This is a genomic window from Streptomyces sp. NPDC057617, from assembly GCF_042800555.1.
Lineage (GTDB): Bacteria > Actinomycetota > Actinomycetes > Streptomycetales > Streptomycetaceae > Streptomyces.
On the sequence record NZ_JBHVGV010000001.1, the window covers coordinates 701,985 to 721,785 of the forward strand.

At 71.0% G+C, this 19,801-nt stretch carries 19 protein-coding genes and 1 pseudogene; 7 read left to right on the top strand and 13 right to left on the bottom strand.

Annotation, left to right across the window (positions count from 1 at the left end):
• Positions 1-47: 47 nt before the first annotated feature.
• The 6 genes from ACFU9P_RS03195 to ACFU9P_RS03220 are packed head-to-tail and all read right to left on the bottom strand — an operon-like array spanning position 48 to position 6,048.
• Positions 48-944: a PfkB family carbohydrate kinase gene (locus ACFU9P_RS03195; protein ID WP_384077907.1), complete on the bottom strand. Its 897-nt coding sequence runs from the start codon at positions 942-944 to the stop codon at positions 48-50.
• Between the two features lie 35 nt (positions 945-979).
• The gene (locus ACFU9P_RS03200; protein ID WP_376374712.1) at positions 980-1,969 is read right to left on the bottom strand and encodes a zinc-dependent alcohol dehydrogenase family protein; all 990 of its coding nucleotides are present in this window, start codon (positions 1,967-1,969) and stop codon (positions 980-982) included.
• Entirely contained in the window at positions 1,969-2,868 is a 900-nt protein-coding gene (locus ACFU9P_RS03205; protein WP_376374710.1) for a carbohydrate ABC transporter permease, read from the bottom strand. Before ACFU9P_RS03205 ends, ACFU9P_RS03200 begins: the two co-directional genes overlap by 1 nt.
• A complete protein-coding gene (locus tag ACFU9P_RS03210; RefSeq protein ID WP_376374707.1) occupies positions 2,865-3,848 on the bottom strand; it encodes a carbohydrate ABC transporter permease in 984 nt (327 codons plus the stop codon). The genes ACFU9P_RS03205 and ACFU9P_RS03210 overlap by 4 nt, the downstream gene beginning before the upstream one ends.
• Entirely contained in the window at positions 3,845-5,233 is a 1,389-nt protein-coding gene (locus ACFU9P_RS03215; RefSeq protein ID WP_384077476.1) for an ABC transporter substrate-binding protein, read from the bottom strand. The genes ACFU9P_RS03210 and ACFU9P_RS03215 overlap by 4 nt, the downstream gene beginning before the upstream one ends.
• 53 nt (positions 5,234-5,286) lie before the next feature.
• Positions 5,287-6,048 carry a DeoR/GlpR family DNA-binding transcription regulator gene (locus ACFU9P_RS03220; RefSeq protein ID WP_046502102.1) on the bottom strand — a complete coding sequence of 254 codons (762 nt, stop codon included), beginning with the start codon at positions 6,046-6,048 and terminating at the stop codon, positions 5,287-5,289.
• 462 nt (positions 6,049-6,510) lie between these two features.
• Here ACFU9P_RS03220 and gndA point away from each other — a divergent pair, with 462 nt between their 5' ends.
• Positions 6,511-7,950: an NADP-dependent phosphogluconate dehydrogenase gene (gene gndA, locus ACFU9P_RS03225; protein ID WP_376374700.1), complete on the top strand. Its 1,440-nt coding sequence runs from the start codon at positions 6,511-6,513 to the stop codon at positions 7,948-7,950.
• A 483-nt stretch (positions 7,951-8,433) separates the two neighbouring features.
• Here gndA and ACFU9P_RS03230 read toward each other — a convergent pair whose 3' ends face one another.
• Together ACFU9P_RS03230 and ACFU9P_RS03235 are read right to left on the bottom strand one after the other, a co-directional pair.
• Positions 8,434-9,063 carry an aspartate/glutamate racemase family protein gene (locus tag ACFU9P_RS03230; protein WP_384077479.1) on the bottom strand — a complete coding sequence of 210 codons (630 nt, stop codon included), beginning with the start codon at positions 9,061-9,063 and terminating at the stop codon, positions 8,434-8,436.
• A gap of 76 nt (positions 9,064-9,139) precedes the next feature.
• Positions 9,140-9,526 carry a GNAT family N-acetyltransferase gene (locus tag ACFU9P_RS03235; RefSeq protein ID WP_384077481.1) on the bottom strand — a complete coding sequence of 129 codons (387 nt, stop codon included), beginning with the start codon at positions 9,524-9,526 and terminating at the stop codon, positions 9,140-9,142.
• 226 nt (positions 9,527-9,752) lie between these two features.
• On the opposite strand from ACFU9P_RS03235, the gene ACFU9P_RS03240 reads away from it, so the two are divergent.
• Positions 9,753-10,952 carry a PP2C family protein-serine/threonine phosphatase gene (locus tag ACFU9P_RS03240; RefSeq protein ID WP_384077484.1) on the top strand — a complete coding sequence of 400 codons (1,200 nt, stop codon included), beginning with the start codon at positions 9,753-9,755 and terminating at the stop codon, positions 10,950-10,952.
• An 18-nt stretch (positions 10,953-10,970) separates the two neighbouring features.
• On the opposite strand, the gene ACFU9P_RS03245 is transcribed toward ACFU9P_RS03240, so the two are convergent.
• Complete coding sequence (locus ACFU9P_RS03245; RefSeq protein ID WP_384077486.1) at positions 10,971-11,519, bottom strand: DoxX family protein; 549 nt, start codon at positions 11,517-11,519, stop codon at positions 10,971-10,973.
• Between the two features lie 215 nt (positions 11,520-11,734).
• Between ACFU9P_RS03245 and ACFU9P_RS03250 the strand changes: the two genes are divergently transcribed.
• Entirely contained in the window at positions 11,735-12,745 is a 1,011-nt protein-coding gene (locus ACFU9P_RS03250; RefSeq protein ID WP_384077488.1) for an SPFH domain-containing protein, read from the top strand.
• Positions 12,742-13,641: a hypothetical protein gene (locus tag ACFU9P_RS03255; RefSeq protein ID WP_384077490.1), complete on the top strand. Its 900-nt coding sequence runs from the start codon at positions 12,742-12,744 to the stop codon at positions 13,639-13,641. The genes ACFU9P_RS03250 and ACFU9P_RS03255 overlap by 4 nt, the downstream gene beginning before the upstream one ends.
• 80 nt (positions 13,642-13,721) lie before the next feature.
• On the opposite strand, the gene ACFU9P_RS03260 is transcribed toward ACFU9P_RS03255, so the two are convergent.
• Entirely contained in the window at positions 13,722-14,942 is a 1,221-nt protein-coding gene (locus ACFU9P_RS03260) for an SGNH/GDSL hydrolase family protein (protein WP_384077492.1), read from the bottom strand.
• Between the two features lie 250 nt (positions 14,943-15,192).
• Here ACFU9P_RS03260 and ACFU9P_RS03265 point away from each other — a divergent pair, with 250 nt between their 5' ends.
• Entirely contained in the window at positions 15,193-15,855 is a 663-nt protein-coding gene (locus ACFU9P_RS03265; protein ID WP_384077494.1) for an endonuclease, read from the top strand.
• Between the two features lie 50 nt (positions 15,856-15,905).
• Here the strand turns inward: ACFU9P_RS03265 and ACFU9P_RS03270 are convergent, their stop codons facing one another.
• Both ACFU9P_RS03270 and ACFU9P_RS03275 read right to left on the bottom strand, forming a co-directional pair.
• A complete protein-coding gene (locus ACFU9P_RS03270; protein ID WP_376374675.1) occupies positions 15,906-16,109 on the bottom strand; it encodes an antitoxin in 204 nt (67 codons plus the stop codon).
• Between the two features lie 126 nt (positions 16,110-16,235).
• Positions 16,236-16,619 carry a luciferase family protein gene (locus ACFU9P_RS03275; RefSeq protein WP_376374672.1) on the bottom strand — a complete coding sequence of 128 codons (384 nt, stop codon included), beginning with the start codon at positions 16,617-16,619 and terminating at the stop codon, positions 16,236-16,238.
• Positions 16,620-16,842: 223 nt separating this feature from the next.
• Here ACFU9P_RS03275 and ACFU9P_RS03280 point away from each other — a divergent pair, with 223 nt between their 5' ends.
• Complete coding sequence (locus tag ACFU9P_RS03280; RefSeq protein WP_376374669.1) at positions 16,843-17,409, top strand: inositol oxygenase family protein; 567 nt, start codon at positions 16,843-16,845, stop codon at positions 17,407-17,409.
• A 63-nt stretch (positions 17,410-17,472) separates the two neighbouring features.
• Here the strand turns inward: ACFU9P_RS03280 and ACFU9P_RS03285 are convergent, their stop codons facing one another.
• Positions 17,473-19,053, bottom strand: a complete 1,581-nt coding sequence (locus tag ACFU9P_RS03285) for a M1 family metallopeptidase (protein WP_384077496.1) — start codon at positions 19,051-19,053, stop codon at positions 17,473-17,475.
• Positions 19,054-19,571: 518 nt separating this feature from the next.
• Here ACFU9P_RS03285 and ACFU9P_RS03290 point away from each other — a divergent pair.
• Positions 19,572-19,664, top strand: a pseudogene (locus ACFU9P_RS03290) (chitin-binding protein); the annotation flags it as partial.
• Between the last annotated feature and the right edge of the window lie 137 nt (positions 19,665-19,801).

The window sequence follows — 19,801 nt, forward strand, 5'->3', positions numbered from 1 at the left end:
GGGGAGGTCGGACGGTGGCCCCGGCCGCGGCGGGTACGCTCAACCGCTCAGATACTGGCGGGTATCGAGGGTTCCGTACCGGTCTGGGCACAGACCGAGGCGGCCACTTGCGAGGCAAAGCCCAGCATCCGTGTCACCTGGTCGCGCGAGAGCGCGTCGGCGCCCCCGTCGCGGTGAGCGCCGGTCGTGGTCAGCCAGTTGAGAACGCCCGACATGAAGGCGTCGCCCGCGCCGATGGTGTTGACCACCTCGACCGGCACCGCCGGTACGGACACCGGCTCGGCGGATCCGGCGTAGCCCGTACTGCCCCTGGCGCCTCTGGTGAGCACCACCAGTCGGCCCTCCCCCGCCAGCCGCCGGCAGGTCTCGTCGGGGTCCGCGCCGGGCCAGAGCCGTGCCACGTCCTCGTCACTGGCCTTGATCACCTGCGCCAGTCCGCACAGTTCGCGCAGCCGCCGCCCGCCCGCCTCCGGGTCGATCGTCCGGTCCTCGCGCACATTGGGGTCCACCACCAGCAGGGTGTGCCCGGCGGCGGCGCGCGCGGTGGACGCGACGGCCTCGGCGGCCGGTTCGACGACCGCCGCGACCCCGCCCGCGTACACCGCCGCGAAGCGCTCCACCTCGCCCGCGTGGTCCGGCAGCCGGAACGTCGCCGTGTCCTGGAGGTGGAAGTGGTAGCTGGTGCCGTCCGGACCCGGGTCGGCGACCGCGAGCGTGGTGGGCAGCTCCGAGCGCGCGCACAGGCCGAGTTCGGTACCGGCCGAGACCAGCCGCTCCTCGATCATCCGCGCGAAGCCGTCGCCGCCGAGCGCGCCCGCGAACCAGCTCGGCGTACCGAGCCTGGCCAGTCCGGCCGCGACATTGGCGGGTGCCCCGCCCGGTTCGGCGTGGTACGTCCGCGGCTCCCCCGGTGCCGGTACGAGGTCGATGAGCGCCTCCCCCATCACCAGGACGGCGCCCGGCCGCACGGCGGCTCCGCTCACGGCTCGACCACGATCTTGCGCCCGATGCCCGCCTTGAACCGCTCGATCGCCTGCGGGTACTCCTCCAGCGGCAGCCGGTCGCTGATGAAGACCGCGGGGTCGAGCACCCCGGCGGCGAACAGCGCGGCGGCCCGCTCGTAGCTGTGCAGCACCGCCATGGAGCCGGTGATGGTGATCTCCTGGTTGTAGATGCGGTACGGCTCGATGACCGCCTTCGTCGCGTAGTCGGAGACACCGAACTGGAGGAAGGTGCCGCCCTTGGCGACCCGGCCGATCCCGTCCTGGATGGCCGCGGCGTTGCCGGTGGCGTCGATGACGACGTCCCAGCCGCGCGGCCGGTCGAACTCGTCGGCCGAGGCGGCGGAGCGCGAGCAGCCCAGCTTGGCGGCGGTCGCCAGCCGGTCCGGGTTGATGTCCAGGACGTCCACGGCGGCGGCGCCGGTCCGCTTGGCGAGTTCCAGCATCATCAGACCCATGGTGCCGGAGCCGTAGATCAGCACCTCGGCGCCGAGGGTGGAGCTGAGCACGTCATAACCGCGGACCGCGCAGGACAGCGGCTCGATCAGCGCCGCGTCCCGTACGTCGATGTGGTCGGGCAGCTTGACGCAGTTGGCCACCGGCGCGACCGCGAACTCGGCGGCGCCGCCCGGCTTGCTGACCCCGATCGCGTTCCACCGGTCGCACAGGTTTCCCCGTCCGGCGCGGCAGTAGCGGCACTCGTGGCAGTAGAGCGAAGGGTCGACGGCGACCTTGTCGCCGACGGCCAGTTCAGTGACGTCGGAGCCGATCTCCACGATCTCGCCCGCGAACTCGTGGCCGGGCACGATCGGCAGGGTGGGCGCGAACTCACCCTGGAGAATGTGCAGATCGGTGCCGCAGAGGCCGCACGACGCGACGGACACGACCACGTCCCGGGGGCCCGGGGCGGGGTCGGGCACCGTCGTGACGGAGACCTTGCCGACGGCTTCGACGATCGCTGCCCTCATTACTTAACAGCTCCAAGAGAAAGGCCCTGGACCAGCTTGTCCTGGGCGGCGAAACCGGCGGCGAGCACCGGAAGGGAGACGACGACGGACGCCGCGCAGAGCTGGGCGAGGAAGAGGCCCTGGCTGGTGACGAAGCCCGTCAGGAAAACAGGTGCGGTCTGGGCCGTCACCCCGGTGAGCACCCGGGCGAAGAGCAGCTCGTTCCAACTGAAGATGAAGCAGATCAGCGCGGTGGCCGCGATGCCCGGCGCGGCGACCGGGGCCACCACCCGCGCCAGTACGGTCGGCAGCCGGGCGCCGTCCACCTGTGCGGCCTCGATGATGGAGACCGGCACGTCCGCGAGGAAGGACTGCATCATCCACACCGCGATGGGCAGATTCATCGAGGTGTAGAGGATGACGAGCAGCCAGATGTTGTCGAGCATCCCGGTGTTCTTCGCGAAGAGGTACACCGGCAGCAGTCCGGCGACGACCGGCAGCATCTTCGTGGAGAGGAAGAAGAACATCACGTCCGTCCACTTCTCCACCCGCTTGATGGAGAGCGCGTACGCCGCGGGCAGTGCCAGGACGAGCACGAACACCGTGGAGAACAGGGACGCGGTCAGCGAGTTGATCAGCGGCGGCCAGGGGCTCGCGCCGCCGTCGGCGCCGAAGAAGACCCGGTAGCTGTCGAGGGTCAGTCCGGCGGCGAAGGACGGCGGGTTGGTCGCCGCGTCCGCCTCCGAGTGGAAGGAGGTGAGCAGCATCCACAGCGCCGGCAGACAGAAGACGATCCCGACGATCCAGGCCAGCAGCCCGAGCCCGGCGGAGCGCCGCCTGGCCCGCCGGGCGGCGGGTGCGTACGGATCGATCCTGGGCCGGGCGACCGGTGCGGCGTGCGGGGCGGAGAGTGCGCTCATGCGCGGTTCGCCTCCTCACTGAAGAGGGACGAGACCACACGCAGGGCGAAGGTCGCGATCACGATCGTGCCGATGACCACGACGACTCCGGCGGCGGAGGCCAGTCCGTACTCGTGAGCCTGGTAGAAGGTCTGGTAGATGGTGTACGGGAGGTTCGCGGTGCCGAGCCCGCCCGAGGTGAGGGTGAAGACCGCGTCGAAGTTCTGCACGATGTAGATCGAGCCGAGCAGCACGCCCAGCTCCAGATAGCGGCGCAGATGCGGCAGTGTGAGATAGCGGAACGTCTGCCAGGTGGTGGCGCCGTCGAGCTTGGCGGCCTCGATGATCTCGGCGGGCCTGCTCTGGAGTCCGGCGAGCAGGATGAGCATCATGAACGGCGTCCACTGCCAGACGAGGGCCGCCTCGACCGCGATCAGCGGCATGTCGGAGATCCAGTCCGGCTGGGCCGGGCTGGAGACCCCGAAGAGTCCGGTGAACCAGGCCCAGGCCCCGTTGAACAGGCCGTACTCGGGGTTGTAGAGCGCGTGCTTCCACAGCAGCGCCGCCGAGACCGGGACCAGCAGGAACGGGGTGATCAGCAGCGTACGGACAAAGCCGCGGCCGAAGAATTTACGGTCCAGCAGCAGGGCCAGCAGCAGCCCGAGGATCACACTGACGATCACAACGCTCGCGGTGAGCAGGACCGTGGTGAACACCGATTCGCGCAGGCTCTCGTCGGAGAACACCGAGCCGTAGTTGGAGAGTCCGGCGAAGCCGCGCTCGTCGGGGGCCAGCGAGTTCCAGTCGAAGAGCGAGATCACCAGGGTCGCCACGAACGGCAACTGGGTGACCGCGACCAGGAAGATCAGTGCGGGCAGCAGCGGGGCCCGGGTGGCCCAGGCGCGGGCCCGGCCGGCGGCCCCCCGGCCGGCGCGCCGGGGCGCTCCGGGGCGCGACGCGCCGGCCGGGGAGAGGGGGGCAGTACCGAGGGAGGTGCTCACTGCTGCTCCTTGCCTACCTTCTCGGCGAGAGCCTGCGAGGTCTTCAGCGCGTCGGCGACCGACTTCTTGCCGGCGATGGCGGCGCTGATCTCCTGGGAGACCTTGGTGCCCAGGTCGGTGAACTCGGGGATGTCGACGAACTGGATACCGACGGTCGGCCGCGGCTGGGTGCCCGGGTCACGCGGGTTCGCGCTGGCGATGGCCTGCTTGGTGACCTCGGCGAACGCCGCCGCGTCCTTCAGATAGTCGGGGTTGGCGTAGGTCGAGGCGCGCTTGCCCGCGGGGACGTTGGCCCAGCCGATCTTCTCGCCGACGAGGTTCTCGTACTCCTTGCTGGAGGCCCAGGAGATGAACTTCCAGGCGCTCTCGGTCTTGGTGGAGGCCTTCTGCATGCCCCAGGCCCAGGTGTAGAGCCAGCCGGAGCTCTCGGTCTTGTCGACGGGGGCCGGTACGTAGCCGATCTTGCCCTTGACCGGGGAGTCCTTGGCCTCCAGCGATCCGGCGCCGGCGGTGGCGTCGTACCACATGGCCGAGTTGCCCTGCGTCATGTTGTTGAGGCACTCGGCGTAGCCGGACTGCGGCGCGCCCGCCTGGCCGTGGTTGCGCACCAGGTCGACATAGAAATTGGTGGCCTTGGTGAACTCGGGCGAGGTGAGCTGCGCCTCCCAGTCCTTGGTGAACCAGGTGCCGCCCATGGTGTTGACGACCGTGGTCAGCGGGGCGATGACCTCGCCCCAGCCGGGCAGTCCGCGCAGACAGATGCCCCGCATGTTCTTCTGCGCGCCGTCCACCTTGGCGGCGAGATCGGCGACCTGCGCCCAGGTGGGCTTCGCGGGCATCGTCAGGTTCTTCGCCGCGAAGACGTCCTTGCGGTACATCAGGAAGGACGACTCGCCGTAGAAGGGCTCACCGTAGAGCTTGCCGTCCTCGGCGGTGAGGGACTCCTGGAGCGGCTTGAGTATGTCGGCCTGGTCGAAGGCCTTGTCCTTGGCGGAGTACTCGTCGAGCGAGTGGAGCCAGCCGTTCTTGGCGTAGAAGGGCACCTCGAAATTGCTGATGGTGGCTACGTCGTACTGACCAGCCTGGTTGGAGAAGTCCTGGGTGATCTTGTCGCGGACGTCGTTCTCGGGCAGGACGGTGAAGTTGACCTTGATCCCGGTGTCCTTGGTGAAGTTGTCCGCGGTGAGCTTCTGCAACTCGACCATCTGCGGGTTGTTCACCATCAGCACATTGAGCGTGTCACCGTCCGAGGAGGAGGTGCCGCCCGCGCCGCTGCACCCCGCGAGCAGGGCCATCAGGGCCGCGCTCGCGACCGCGGCTTGGATCCCGCTTCGGCTTCCGCGACGCCGTCGTTGCTGGAGGGGCTGAAGTGGCTGGAGGGGCATGGCGTTCTCTCCTGGGATTGCGGGTTTCGAAAAAATGTGCGGGCAGGACCGGATCAGACCCGGATGACCTGCGGCCCGAGCAGTGAGTACCGCTGGGCCTCGGCCGAGGGCAGCCCCGCGTCCGTGACGATCGACTCGAAGTCACCGACCTCGGCGAAGCGGCAGAAGCTGACCGCGCCGAACTTGGTGTGGATCCCGGCGAAGACCCGTCGCCGGGCGCTCCGCATGGCCTGCGCCTTCACCTCGCTGACCGCGGGGTCGGGGGTGGTGAGACCGTACTCGCGGGATATGCCGTTCGCTCCGACGTACGCCAGGTCGATGACGAACTCGGAGAGCATCCGGGTGGTCCAGTGGTCGACCGTGGCCATGGTGGAGCCCCGGACCCGGCCGCCGAGCAGCAGTACGGCGATCTTCTCGGCGTCCGCGAGCGCGGTCGCCACCGCGAGGGAGGCGGTGACCACCGTCAGCGGGCGGTCCCGGGGCAGCGCCTCGGCCACGAGCTGGGGGGTGAAGCCCTCGTCGACGAAGACCGTCTCGGCGTCTCCGAGGAGATCGGCCGCGGCCACTGCGATCCGTGACTTCTGGGGGACGAGCCGGGTGGTCCGTACGGCGAGGGTGGTCTCGAACCCGGCGCTCTCCACCGGATAGGCGCCGCCGTGGGTGCGCCGTACGAGTCCGTGTTCCTCCAGGGCGTGCAGGTCGCGCCGTACCGTCTCCTTGGCGACCCGGAGTCTCCCCGCCAGCGCGGTGACCTCCACCGACCCGTCTCGTCGGGCGATCTCAAGGATTTCTCGTCGGCGCTCGTCGGTGTCCACGACCACACACTTCCCTGCTTTGCTGCGGCTCAGCACCCGTTCGGGCTCATGCGTCGTTTGTACAAGCAAGGGACCCGGCGCCACCAGCTTCTTCGCAACATTGGCTGTGCCCGTTCATGCCCGTTTCACCAAGAACGTTTACCCTGGTCACTTCGGCAATCGGGGGTTCAACCATCCGGGCCGCTGCCCGATTGGTGCCCGGTACGCGCCCGTTCGGCGCCCGGTGCGGTACACGCTTTTCCCGTGACCGGAGCGGGCATTCGGAAGCCCGGTCACACCTGCGCACAGCGCGCCTCGCGCTCACGCGGAGAACTACGGCACGATGCGACAGGCCCGGAAATGCGCACGGTCCGGGCCCGCTTGACGATTGATGAACGGCCGCGCTCCGCCGTACGTACCGCTTCCCGGCGGGACTCACCGGTGGCGCGCGGCGCATCCGACGGATACCCAGGAGCACACGACATGAGTGGAACAGCCCAGATCGGTGTCACGGGGCTCGCGGTGATGGGCCGCAACCTCGCCCGGAACTTCGCCCGCAACGGCCTCACGGTCGCGGTGCACAACCGCACCGTGTCGAAGACGCGTGCCCTGGTGGACGAGTTCGGGGACGAGGGCACCTTCATCGCCGCCGAGTCCGCGGCGGACTTCGTCGCGGCGCTGGAGCGCCCGCGCCGGCTGATCATCATGGTGAAGGCCGGTGGTCCGACGGATGCCGTGATCGACGAGTTCGCCCCGCTGCTCGAAGAGGGCGATGTCATCATCGACGGCGGCAACGCGCACTTCGCCGACACCCGGCGCCGGGAGCGGGAGCTGCGCGAGCGCGGAATCCACTTCGTCGGTGTGGGCATCTCGGGCGGCGAGGAGGGCGCGCTGCACGGTCCGAGCATCATGCCGGGCGGCTCCGCCGAGTCGTACGCCTCGCTCGGCCCGCTGCTGGAGCGGATCGCGGCGAAGGCGCCCGACGGCGCGCCGTGCGTGACCCATATCGGTCCGGACGGTGCGGGCCACTTCGTGAAGATGGTGCACAACGGCATCGAGTACGCCGATATGCAGCTCATCGCCGAGGCGTACCACCTGCTGCGGTCCGTGGCCGGCTACTCCCCCGCGAAGATCGCGGAGACCTTCAGGTCCTGGAACACCGGGCGGCTCGACTCGTATCTGATCGAGATCACGGCCGAGGTGCTCGCCCATACGGACGCGGCGACCGGGAAGCCGTTCGTGGACATCGTGACCGACCAGGCCGAGCAGAAGGGCACCGGCCGCTGGACCGTGCAGATCGCCCTCGATCTGGGGGTGCCGGTCTCCGGTATCGCCGAGGCGGTCTTCGCACGCTCGCTCTCCGGGCACGCCGGGCTGCGCGAGGCCTCCCGCTCGCTGCCGGGGCCGACGGCGGCGCCGCTCTCCGAGGCGGACGCGGCGCGCTTCGCCGACCAGGTCGAGCAGGCGCTGTACGCGTCGAAGATCGTCTCGTACACCCAGGGCTTCCACCAGATCCAGGCGGGCAGCGAGGAGTACGGCTGGAACATCGACCTCGGTTCCGTCGCCGCGATCTGGCGGGCGGGGTGCATCATCCGGGCCGCGTTCCTGGACCGGATCCGCGAGGCGTACGACACCCAGCGCGACCTGCCGAGCCTGCTCTCCGACAAGCAGTTCGCCGAGGAGATCGGCGCGGCGCAGGAGGACTGGCGCGCGGTCGTCGCCACGGCCGTGCACCAGGGCGTGCCGACGCCGGGCTTCGCGGCGGCGCTCTCGTACTACGACGCGCTGCGCGCGGAGCGGCTGCCCGCCGCGCTCACGCAGGGGCAGCGGGACTTCTTCGGTGCGCACACCTACCGGCGCACGGACCGCGAGGGCTCGTTCCACACGCTGTGGGGCGGCGACCGCTCGGAGGTCTCGGCCTAGGGCTCTGCCTCTGTTGAGGCCTCGCCGCCGGGGTCCGTCAGGTCCTCGTCGGCGGGCGCCGTCCCAGCGGCCCGGGTGAGGGTTCCGGCTCCGGCGGCGGTACGGGGCCGGGGCCCGGTGGCGGCGGGCTCGGGATCGGGTCCGGCGTGGGTACGGGACCGGGGCCGGGCGGGGGCGTCGGGTGCGGCGGCGGTGTGGGCATCGGCGGCGGCGCCGGTGGCACCGGGTCGGGCCCGGGGCCCGGTGGTCCGGGCCGCGGGGTGGGCGTGGGCGGTACCGGGTCGGGGTGTACGGGGTCGGGGTTCGGGCTGGTCATGGCCTTGCCTCCAGGAGTGCGGGCGTCCTGCGTTCTCACTCTCTCCCGGTGCGCGTGCCCCCGCGCGCCGGGTCCACGCGCGCTCCGCCACCGGTGCGCGCCCGGCGAACGCGCGGTGTCGCTGGGGGCACCCGGGAGGTTTTCCGTACCGCCCGGCCGGACCGGCGTCAGATCGCGGCGGCGGCCGCGGCCGCGGCGTTCAGTCCCGGGCGCGGGCTGGAGAACACCGGGATCGCGCAGGTCGTACGGTCGGCCGCGTCGGCCATCGAGGCCTGGGCCAGTACGACCACATCCGCTCCGGAGACCCCGTCGACCGCGGCGGCCACCATGTCCAGATAGGCGTCGCGGTCGCCCGCCTCGAAGCGCTCCCAGGCGCCCTCGACCAGCACCATGCGCAGATCGACCGGGCGCCCCGCCGCCTCCTGGCGGATCAGCGCGGCCGTCGGTTCCAGTGTGCTCTCCAGCGCGGCGACCACGACGACCCGGCCGGCCGCGGCAGCGGCTGCGGCCATCGGCCGGTCGACCCGCAGCACGGGCACACCGAGGACCGCGCTGGTCTTCTCCGCGACCTCGCCGATGGTCGAGCAGGTGCAGAGCACGGCGGTCGTGCCCTCGGCAACGGCGGGGGCGAGCGCCGCCGCGATGTCCTGGGCCACGGATTCCGGGCCCTCGGCCCGCGCCCTGGTGAGCAGGGACTCGTCGACGACATGGCGGAGGGCGAGTCCGGGGTGTTCCGTGTCCCGCAGGGCGTCGAAGACCGGGACATGGACCGGGGAGGTATGGAGCAGAGTCAGCATGATCGCGATGCTAGTACCGCGACCGGCATTCTCCACCTGACCGGGCAAAGCACGCCGGAACGGACAGCGGCATCGGTCAGGCGCCCGCGCCTCCTCCGTCCTGGCCTTCGCCCTCACGGGAGTCCAGAGCGTCCTTGAGTCCCTCCGTGGCGGCCCTGACCACATCGGCCGGGGCCGCCGGGGCCTCCTCGGGATGGCGCTGGGCCCACCGCGCGGCGTACGGGCAGACCGGCACGACGGGGACGCCCTCGCGCCCGGCCATCGCGTACAGCTCCCGCACCAGCGCGCCCGCGATGCCCTTGCCCTCGTGCCCCTGCTCCACCACGGTGTGCACCGCGACCAGCGCGGGCGGGACGTCGGCGGCGTCGAGCGTGAGATAGACGATCGAGCCGACCACCCGTCCGTCCTGGTACGCCTCCAGCCGGCCCTCGGACCGGTTGTCGCGGATGTCGAGATCTGACATGAGAGTGCTCTCCCTGAATCGGTGCGACCACGCGGTCGCCGGGACCGACATGGGCGTCCAGCCTGCGGAATATAACCCGGAAAAGTGCATTTCTGTACTATCCTTCACCAATCACGGCCGGACCTGGGCCGCAGGGAAGCACCGGACACCGGCAGCGCCCGCGAACGTCTGTCGCCCGTCGGACACACCGCTCAAGCACAGGCAAGCCATGGAAGCACTCCGCCGGATGAAGCCGAAACATATCCCCGCCGGTCTGGCGCGGCTCATCGAGGCTGCCACAACCAGCCGTTTGCGGATGCCCGGCGGTACGGCGGCCCAGCAGTCGGCGGTCATGAGATCGCTGTCGCAGGCGCCCAAGTTGCTTCCGGTGGCCGTGCTGTGCACGGTCACGGTGACGGGTTTCCTCGTTCCTCCCGAGATCCATCTCGCCTCGCTCCTGGTGGCCGTCCCCGCGATGACCGCGGGACTCGCGGGCCCCGGTGTCACGGGGGTCATCACATCGGTCTCGTGTGTGGCCGGGGTCTCTCTGGACATCCGGGACGGCCTGCTGAACTCGGCGATCCTGCCCATCCATGTGATCGATCAGCTCGTGGTCTGCGGCCTGGTCCTGCTCTTCTGGTATCTGCGCGGGCTGGACACGAAGGCGTTCAACCAGGTCCGGTCCGTCTCCGACACGGTGCAGCGCGCGGTGCTGCGCCCTCTTCCCCGCCGGATCGGACGGCTGCGGATCGCGTCGGTGTACCGCTCGGCGGCGGCCCAGGCACAGATCGGCGGCGATCTGTACGCGGTGGCACGGATCCCGGACGCGGTCCGGCTCATCATCGGGGATGTACGGGGCCACGGGCTTCCGGCGGTCGACGACGCCGCCACGGTGCTGGGAGCCTTCCGGGAGGCCGCGCACCGGGCCGCCACCCTGCCGGAGCTGGTCGCCTCGCTGGAAGGCAGTGTCCGCAGGCATCTCAAGGAGGTCAGCGCGGCCGACCGCGACAGCGGTGAACGGTTCATCACCGTCCTGCTGGTCGAGGTGCCCGACGACCTCCCTGTGGTCCGGATGATCAGTTGCGGCCACCCGCCGCCCCTTCGCTCCCGTGGCGGCCCGGCCGAGACCCTGCGCTCGGCACAGCCCGCGCCGCCCCTCGGCCTGGCCGGCCCGGCCGAGGAATACCACCTCGATGTCTTCCGGCTGGAGCCCGGGGAAACACTCCTGCTCCACACCGACGGCCTGCTCGAAGCCCGCGATGCCACCGGCACGTTCTACCCGGCGTACGACCGTGTCGGCCGACTGCGCTGGTGCGAACCCGATCAGCTCCTGGACGTTCTGATGAAGGACCTGCTGGAGCATGTGAACGGCCAACTGCAGGACGACGTGGCACTCGTCGCGATGGAACGCCTGCGGGAACCGACGGCGCAGCCGACGAAGTCATAGGCCACGCCCGTCCACCGGTCAGGCACCGTTCAGGGCGGGCTCCTCGGACTCCCGGGACGCCGCCATCGCCTTCGCCCGTTTCCCGATGACCGCGGCCGCCGCCGCCGCGCTGACCGCGAAGGCCGCCGGGACCATCCAGGGCCGGTCCAGGCAGTGGCGGGTGGCGTGGTCCAGGGAGTAGCGGCCCGCGCCCATGAGGCCGAGGGACGCCGCCGTCCAGCCGAGGAAGCCGGGGAATTCGAAGCCGCCCGACTGGCCGAAGAAGCCGTTGGGCACATGCACCGCCGATGCCCCCGCCATCCCGCCGGCCGCCGCCGCTCCGGCCGCCGGGGCGGCCAGCCCCAGCGCCAGCAGCAGACCGCCGCCGGCCTCGGCGAGTCCGGAGGCCACCGCGCTGGGTTTGCCGGGCCGGTAGCCCATCGCCTCCATGCCCTGTGCGGTCCCCTCGATCCCGCCGCCGCCGAACCAGCCGAAGAGTTTCTGGCTGCCATGGGCGACAAGCACGGCTCCGATGCCGAGCCGCAGGGCGAGCAGACCGAGGTCGTGACGGTTCACACAGGTCGTCATGGCGGGCTCCGGAAGATCGGGGGAATCGACGTCGAGAGATGACCAAGGGGGTACGGACGTACGACTCCACTCTCGGCGGCCCGTCGCACCAAGGGGCAGCGTTGCTGGGCCGTACGGGTCGCACATGCCAGGCCGGCCACCCACTCACGTCACCTTGACGATAAACAGACCGGCCCAATATCGTCGCCATGACGAAAAAGAGGGGGTCCCTTTCCATGGCCGACATCACCCGCCGCTTCGGCCGGCGCCATCTCCGCTCCGCGCCCACCGCCCATGTCCGCCACCACCGGCGCGGCAAGCTCGTCCACGACGGCCCCGGGCTGAGCTTCTGGTTCCGTGCGCTCACCGCCGCGCTCTCCGAAGTCCCGGTCGACGACCGCGAGTTGGCGATGGCCTTCCACGCGCGTACCGCCGACTTCCAGGACGTCACGGTGCAGTCCACCGTGACCTACCGGATCAGCGAACCCGCCACCGCCGCCACCCGTATCGACTTCTCCATCGACCCGGACACCGGCGCCTGGCGCGGCGCGCCGCTGGAGCAGATCGCCACCCTGCTCACCGAGACCGCTCAGCAGCACGCCCTCGACGTACTGGCCCGTACCCCGCTCTCGGCGGCTCTCTCGGACGGTGTGGCGTCGGTGCGCGAGCGGATCTCCGAGGGCCTCGGCACGGAACCGCGGCTGCCCGCCACCGGGATCGAGGTGGTGGCCGTACGCGTCGTCGCCATCCGCCCCGAGCCCGAGGTGGAGCGCGCGCTGCGTACCCCCGCCCGCGAGCAGATCCAGCAGGAGGCGGACCGCGCCACCTATGAGCGCAGGGCCGTGGCCGTCGAGCGCGAGCGGACCATCGCCGAGAACGAACTCGCGAGCAGGATCGAACTGGCCCGCAGGGAGGAGCGGCTGGTCGAGCAGCACGGCACCAACGCCCGCCGCGAGGCCGAGGAGAGTGCCGCCGCCGACGCGATACGGGCGGAGGCCGAGGCCCTCCGTACCGTACGGCTCGCCAGGGCCGGGGCCGAGGCCGCGCGCGAGACGGGCGAGGCACGCGCCGCCGCCCAGTCCGCCTGGCTCCGGGTGCACGCCGAGGTCGAGGCCGCCACCCTGCACGCGCTGGCCGCCACCCGCCTCGCCGAGAACCTGCCGCGCGTCGAGAGCGTCACCCTCTCCCCCGACGTGCTCACCGGTCTGCTGGCCAGGCTGGGCCGCCCCGGCGTGGACGAGGCGTGAGCCTGGCGCCGCGCGCGGTGCTGGTGCACCGCACCAGTGAGTACGAGGAGCTGCTCGCCCGGCACGGCACCCACGGCCAGGCCGCCTTCTTCCTCTCCTCGCGCGGCCGGTCCGTGGAGGAGGTCGCGGAGCGGCACCACCGGGCGCGCCGGGCGCTGGCCGAGGTGGCGGCGGCGGTGCCTCCGCTGTGGCGGCAGGCCCGGGTGGAGCGCGCCGATCTGGACCGGTTCCTCTTCGCTCCCGAGGATGTGGTGGTCGTGGTGGGCCAGGACGGTCTGGTCGCCAACGCGGCCAAGTATCTGTCCGGCCAGCCGGTGGTGGGCATCGACACGGACCCCGGGCGCAACCCCGGTGTGCTGGTGCGCCACCGCGCCGCCGACGCGCCCGCGCTGCTGCGGGCGGCCACCGCCGGCGCCGGCTCCGTGGACGAACTGACCATGGTGGAGGCGGTCACCGACGACGCCCAGCGGCTGCTCGCGCTGAACGAGATCTATCTCGGCCGACCGGGCCACCAGACCGCCCGCTACCGTCTCGGCCCCGACGACGAGAGCGCTCCGGCCGAGGCCCAGGCGTCGTCGGGGGTGCTGGTCGGCACCGGTACGGGCGCCACCGGCTGGCTCGGCTCACTGCGGCGCGAACGGGGTGGCGGGCCGCCGCTCCCGGGCCCGGCGGAGCCCCGGCTGCTCTGGTACGTACGGGAGGCCTGGCCCTCCCCGGCCACCGGCACCTCGCTGGTGGAAGGGGTGCTGACCGCCACGGAACGGCTGCGGCTCACCGTCGAGTCGGACCGGCTGGTCGCCTTTGGGGACGGGATGGAGAGCGATGCCCTGGAGCTGACATGGGGTCAGACCGTCCGTGTGGGCAGATCCCCGACCTCCCTGCGGCTGCTGGGCTGACCACCGGCGGCAGCGGGTGCGCCAGGAGGCGGGAGAGCTCCGCGGTGGAAGGCCCCCGACCCCCTGGCGCACCAAGGGTGTTACCGGTTGCAGCGCAGGCCGGCCAGATCGATGGCGTCGGCCATGACCTTCATCCCCGCGTCGTTCGGGTGGAGATGGTCCCCGCTGTCGTACGCGGGCAGGATCTTCGCCGGGGCCGCCGGGTCCTTGACCACCGCGTCGAAGTCGACGACCGCGTCGAACGCCCCGCCGCGGATGAAGGAGTTGACCTGCTGGCGGACCGCCTCACCGCCGGCGTTCCACTCCCCCCAGCCCTCGTACGGCATGACGGTCGCGCCGACCACACAGACACCGGCGGCATGGCTCCGGTCGATGATCTGCCGGTATCCGTCGATGAGTTGGGCGGCCGTGGGCGCGGGGTTGGCCTTGATGTCGTTGACGCCTTCGAGCAGGATCACCGTACGCAGGCCGCGCTGCGACAGGACGTCCCGGTCCAGCCGCTTCAGCGCGCTGACCCCGGCGCCGTCCGAGAGCACCTTGTTGCCGGAGATCCCCTCGTTGGCGACGCCCTTGAGCGTGGTGCCGGGGTCGGCGCCCAGCCGGCCCGCGAGGAAGTCGGGCCAGCGGCGGTTGGTGTTCGCGGTCGAGCTGGCGCCGTCGGTGATCGAGTCACCCAGCGCCACGACCGCCCCGGTGCCGCGCGGCGCGTCGACCACGACCGCGTCGAGGTAGTAGCGGAAGCCGGTCTGCTGGGTGTACGCGGTGGCGGCCTCCGCGGCCGTGTGGTCACCGGCGGGCGCGATGTACGAGGTCTGGTGCCCCATCCGGTGGCCGGTGGCCGTACCGGCCGCGTTCTGTACGTACACACTGATCGCGAGATCGGACTGCGGGCGTACGGTGCCCGGCAGCGGGTCGCTGTAGACGGAGCCGCCCGGCGGCACGGTGACGGAGGCGGCGCCGCCGAAGGACAGCGCGCGGTTGGTGCCGGGGGCCACGGCGGCGCCGGAGGCCCGTACGCCGGCGTAGGCGCGGCCGAAGGTCACCGGCTGTTCGCCGAAGGCGTTGGAGAGCCGGATCCGCAGCGCGCTGCCGCCGGCACTGGTGTGCACGACGATCCGGTGGCTGCGGTCGGAGACGGCGGCGTCCAGCCGGTCGGCGCTGGCGCCCCAGGTGACCACGGAGGTGGTGGCGGGACGGGCGGCGGTGGCGGTGGGTGCCGCGAGAACGGTGGCGAGCGCGAGAGCGAGGGTGATGACGGCGATCGCGCCGGGAGCGCGAAGGGGTAACACCGGTCTGTTCATTGCGGGTTGGACCCTCTCGTGACGACGATAGTCGTGCCCATGACATAGATGGACACGGACAGAAAGCGCTTCCGGTTCAATGTTCGAACGCGCGCGGTGTCGCCGTCGTGTGCGCGCCGTGTCGCCGTGGTGTCCGGACGATGCGACCGGCGGCGCCCGGAGTCACAATGGAAGTGCGGGGCTCCACGGCCCGGGCGGGGAGGGACCGGAGCCGGTGCCCGCGACATCCGCCGCACGGAGGAGGCGCGTCGTGCCGGACACCAGCGATCGCGAGACCGTACGAAAGCTGCTCGCCACCCATGGCCGGACCTACGCCGACCAGGCGCACATCCATCTCCGTGACACACCCCAGCCGCTCTACCAACTGCTGGTGCTGTCCTGTCTGTTGAGCGCGCGGATCCGCAGTGACACCGCGGTCGCCAGTTCCCGCGCGCTCTCCGAGGCCGGGTTCCGCGACGCGCGGCGGATGGCGGACGCCACCTGGCAGGAGCGGGTGGACGCGCTGGGCAGGGGCGGCTACCGCCGTTACGACGAGCGCACCTCCGCCCAGCTCGGCGCGGGCGCCGAGCTGCTGCTCGACAAGTACCACGGCGATCTGCGCCGCCTCCGCGCCGAGGCGGGCGGGAACATCGACAGACTGCGCTCACTGCTGCGCCAGGTGCCAGGGCTGGGCCCGGTCGGCGTGGACATCTTTCTGCGCGAGGTCCAGGGCGTCTGGCCGGAGGTCGCCCCGTATCTGGACAAGAAGGCTCTCCAGGGAGCGCGCAGGCGCGGACTCCCCGACGAGCCCGGGGCGCTGGCCCGGCTGACCGGTCACACCGATCCCGCCGTCTTCGCCGCGGCGATGGTACGGGCGGCTCTCGAACGGCCCAGGACGGGCGCGCAAGGGACGGGCGCGCAGAGCACGTCATGAACGGCCGCTACGGAGAAGGGCAGTTGGCGGTCAGGACATCCGACGGCACGTCAGGAGTTGGGCGGCCGAGGGCCGGACGACGGCGGCTTGTCGGTGCCGAGCCGCTCGTTGATCTTCTTCTGCGCGGTGTCGACCTGTGACTGGTACTTGTTCCCGGTCTTCCGGTCGACCGCGTCGCCGGCCTTCTCCACCCCCTGGCGGACCGCGCCCTCATGCCCCTTGATGAGGCCCTTCAGTTTGTCGAGCATCGACATGTTCGGCTCCTCGCTCGGAACGGACTCATGTCCACCTTCACCGCTGCCCGGCGATCCCGCATCCGCAGATCCCGCATCCGCGCCGGTACGCGACAGCGGCGGCAAGAAACGGCCGTCGGACGGCCGTCAGTGCGAGGAGGAGAGCGCGCGCTGCCGCGTGCACGGATCGCTCAGGGCCTCCGTTCCGTCCACCTCGGGCAGCGCCCCCGCGGCCAGCAGCGCCGCGCTGACCAGAGTGGCCAGCAGATCGATGTCGGCGCCGGTGTCGAGCCGTACGGTCACCCAGCCGCATCCGGCACGCAACCGGAGGGCGGTGGACCTCTTGAGCGCGGGGCGGAGCTTGGCGATCATGGCGTGGGTGAGGTGCACATCCGCTTCGTTTTCGCCGTGGAAGTGGACGATGTCCCGTGTTCCCGCGCGTACGCAGGAATCTGTGCCGCAATAGGCCCGGCCACCGCTGAGACCCGGCCAGGTCATCAGCCGTTCGCCGGCATGTCTGGCAGCGTTCATGCTCTCAGCGTGCCGTATGCCGAGTCGCCGCACAGTAGAACACTGAACAAAGAGTGCTCCATTTTTCCGGCGGCCCGCGCCGCCGCGCAGGCCACGGGCTGACGGCTTTTGTTCGCCACGTGTTCAACGCTCCGTCCGGCGGCCCGTTCACCCCTTCGTGATCTCCTCGGCAGGGCGGGGGCAGTTGGCGACGGCGGACGTTTCAGAACGGGAAAGGGCCACCATGGCTGCGAACTCGGTCGACGAGCTGATGGATCTCCTCCACGCGTGCCGGGGCGTCCGGGACTTCCCCGGCGGCGGCGCCGAGTCCGTCGATCTCCATGAGCACGCCCTGCAGACGGCCGCCCTGCTGCGCCGCCGTCACCCCGCCGACAAGGAACTCCAGATCGCGGGTCTGGTCCACGATCTCGGCCATCTCCTGCTGCCCGGTGACGACGTGGGGCACGCCGGCCGGGCCGCCGACGCCGTACGCCCGCTGCTCGGCCACCGGGTGGCCAGGCTCGTACAGCTCCATGTGTCCGCGAAGCGGTATCTGGCCGCGATGGAGCCGTGGCACACGCTCCCCGAGCACAGCGCGCGGACCCTGCTGCGCCAGGGCGGGCCGATGACCCGGGCGGAGGCGGAGGCCTTCGCGCTCGACCCGATGGCCGAGGACGCGGTACGACTGCGCCGGGCCGACGAGGAAGGCAGGGCCGTCGGTTTGGACGCGGGGATCCTGGACGACTGGCGGCCGGTCCTCGAATCGGTCGCGGCCGGCCACCACCACGTGGGAGCGCGCTCGCCGTTCTAGCCCGCGTCCGATGACTTACGGTGCCGGGAACCCGGACGGTGTCCGGGCCCCGGCGTCCTTGCGCTACGAGAGCGTCGCGCTGCCCTGGTCCTTCGGGGCGCGGAGGAGCTGACGGCGGGCGGTGGAGCCCGTGGGCGGGGTGACGGTCCAGTCCGGGTGTCCGGGCATCCTGGGCGTCTTCGTGCCGTACAGCCACTCGGTGAGGAAGCCGGTCAGGTCCTGCCCCGACACCTCGGAGGCCACCGCGATGTACTGGTCGGTGGACGCGTGGCTGTTGCGGTACCGGTCGAGGAAGGTGTGCTCGATACGGCTGAAGACCTCCTCGCCGACCAGCGTCCACAGCGCGTACAGCACCAGCACGCCGCCGGTGTAGCGCTGGCTGTGGAAGAGGGTGGCCGCCGTGGGCGAGGCGACCGGGCCCGCGTCCTGGCGCCACTGGTCGCCCCGCGAGTAGACGTCCTTCATCCGGGCTTCCATGCTGGTCAGGCCGATCGAGTCGGGCCAGCCGCGCTCGTACCGGTACAGCAGCCCGTAGTAGTCCGCGTGCCCCTCGTTGAGCCAGAGGTCGGCCCAGGTGGCGGGCGAGACGAGATTGCCGAACCAGGTGTGGACCAGCTCGTGCATCATGTGCGAGCCGATCAGATTCTCCGCCTGGAGAAGGTAGTTCGGCTTGTAGATGGTGAGAGTCTGGGTCTCCAGACCGGTGAAGTCGAAGGCGTTCGGATCGTCGGTGTTGGCCGGGAGGATGCCGTACGTCTCCAGGGGGAAGCGGCCCAGCCGCTGCTCCAGCCAGGTGATCTGATTGGGCGTCAGAGAGAGAGCCGGCTCAAGTGCCGCGGCCCGTGCGGTCGGTACGACATCGCGCAGCCGCAGCCCGCTCGGGCCGGGCCGCTCGATCACCTGGTAGTCGCCCACGGTGACCTGGATCAGCTCGGTGGCGAGCGGCTCGCGCGAGTGGTATGTGACGGTGGTGGTGCCGTTCGCGGTCCTGGTGGAGACCAGCGAACCGGTCGCCACGGCCGTCAGCGCCTCGGGCGCGGTGATACGGAAGGTGAAGTCGGCCTTGTCGCTGGGGTGGTCGTTGCAGGGGAAGACCGTACGCGCGAGATCCGGCTGCCCGGCCACCGCGAAGCCGTCGGGCGTGGGCACCCAGCCGTTGTACGGGAACGGGAGCTTGCGGGGATCGGCGGTGTAGTCGACCCGTACGGTGAACTTCGCGCGGTCCGCCAGCCGGTACGGCGGGGTGACGACCAGCTTCTCGGGCCGCTGTTCGAAGACCGCCTCGTGGCCGCCCACCCGGACCCGGCGGACCTCGAAGCCGACCGCGTCGAGGGAGAAGAGGGAGAGATCCTGCGTGGCGTACGCGGTGACCGTGACGCTCGCGTCGACGAGCCGGGTGTCGGCGCGGTAGGTGAAGTCCAGGAGATAGGCGGAGACGCGGTAACCGGTGTTGCCGAGCACCGGGTAGACGGGGTCGCCCAGGCTGTCGCCGCCGGGGGTCCCGCCCGTTCTGAGGCCTCTGGCGTCCTGGCCTTCGGCGGTCCGTGTGCGCGCCGCGGCCGACGCGGCCGGGGAGAGGGCGAGAGCTGCTGTGGTGCCGAGGAGCGCGGCCGCCGGTGCCGTCACTCGGGTGCGGTATCGCATGTTTCTCTTTCGGTTCGTTCCATGAGGGCGTGAAGTCCCGGCGGCCGGGCGGAGGCATGCCTCCGCGACCACTGTGACTCTCCCCCGTGACCTCAGGCGTTACGGCTGCCGGACCGTGTCCGGCCCTGCCGCAAGTGCGACCTGATCAGCATGATCGACGCGGTGGATGACCACGTCAACTGCCCACGCGGAGGGCCGCTCCGGACATTTCGACGTCTCGAATCAGCGGGAGAACAACCGTGATCGGGCCCCGGACCGGCCCCGGAGCCGACGCCGGGGCGCATCGGGAGCGGTCCTCGGAGTCCTGCCCGGGACGGTGTCAGGACGGCCCTGTGACAGGCCTGTGACAGGTGTTACGGAGCCAACGCCGGCCAGATCCGCCCGGCCACCGCTCTCCGGCCCCAACTGGCCTTTGCCGCAAGGCCCTTGAGGAGGAAACCTCGACCGGTACGGTCCGGTCCAAGTGGTCGAGACCTTTCCGGTCGCAACGCCTCCGGCGGCGTCCGGCGCCCAGCAGGTACGAACCGCAGAGCGTGGAATGCCCCAAGGGGCTGACCAGTTGCGGCGGCGGAAACTCGCGATTCGCCGAACTCGACGACGACTCCAAGGGCTTATTTCGTCGGCGGACAGACGGGTCGCCGAATTCAACGGCAACGGGGCACAGCCCGGCGCGACGGTCAGCCACAGTGGCGCCGGGCGGCGGTCCCGGTTGCTGATGTTGCTGATGCAGACACCGTAACGCCGCCAG

Coding starts and splice junctions, on each gene's coding strand:
- ACFU9P_RS03215 (WP_384077476.1), bottom strand. CDS start 5,233: ATGCCCCTCCAGCCACTTCAGCCCCTCCAGCAACGACGGCGTCGCGGA.
- ACFU9P_RS03275 (WP_376374672.1), bottom strand. CDS start 16,619: ATGAACGCTGCCAGACATGCCGGCGAACGGCTGATGACCTGGCCGGGT.
- ACFU9P_RS03195 (WP_384077907.1), bottom strand. CDS start 944: ATGGGGGAGGCGCTCATCGACCTCGTACCGGCACCGGGGGAGCCGCGG.
- ACFU9P_RS03270 (WP_376374675.1), bottom strand. CDS start 16,109: ATGTCGATGCTCGACAAACTGAAGGGCCTCATCAAGGGGCATGAGGGC.
- ACFU9P_RS03280 (WP_376374669.1), top strand. CDS start 16,843: ATGGCTGCGAACTCGGTCGACGAGCTGATGGATCTCCTCCACGCGTGC.
- ACFU9P_RS03250 (WP_384077488.1), top strand. CDS start 11,735: ATGGCCGACATCACCCGCCGCTTCGGCCGGCGCCATCTCCGCTCCGCG.
- gndA (WP_376374700.1), top strand. CDS start 6,511: ATGAGTGGAACAGCCCAGATCGGTGTCACGGGGCTCGCGGTGATGGGC.
- ACFU9P_RS03285 (WP_384077496.1), bottom strand. CDS start 19,053: ATGCGATACCGCACCCGAGTGACGGCACCGGCGGCCGCGCTCCTCGGC.
- ACFU9P_RS03230 (WP_384077479.1), bottom strand. CDS start 9,063: ATGCTGACTCTGCTCCATACCTCCCCGGTCCATGTCCCGGTCTTCGAC.
- ACFU9P_RS03205 (WP_376374710.1), bottom strand. CDS start 2,868: ATGAGCGCACTCTCCGCCCCGCACGCCGCACCGGTCGCCCGGCCCAGG.
- ACFU9P_RS03245 (WP_384077486.1), bottom strand. CDS start 11,519: ATGACGACCTGTGTGAACCGTCACGACCTCGGTCTGCTCGCCCTGCGG.
- ACFU9P_RS03200 (WP_376374712.1), bottom strand. CDS start 1,969: ATGAGGGCAGCGATCGTCGAAGCCGTCGGCAAGGTCTCCGTCACGACG.
- ACFU9P_RS03240 (WP_384077484.1), top strand. CDS start 9,753: ATGAAGCCGAAACATATCCCCGCCGGTCTGGCGCGGCTCATCGAGGCT.
- ACFU9P_RS03260 (WP_384077492.1), bottom strand. CDS start 14,942: ATGAACAGACCGGTGTTACCCCTTCGCGCTCCCGGCGCGATCGCCGTC.
- ACFU9P_RS03235 (WP_384077481.1), bottom strand. CDS start 9,526: ATGTCAGATCTCGACATCCGCGACAACCGGTCCGAGGGCCGGCTGGAG.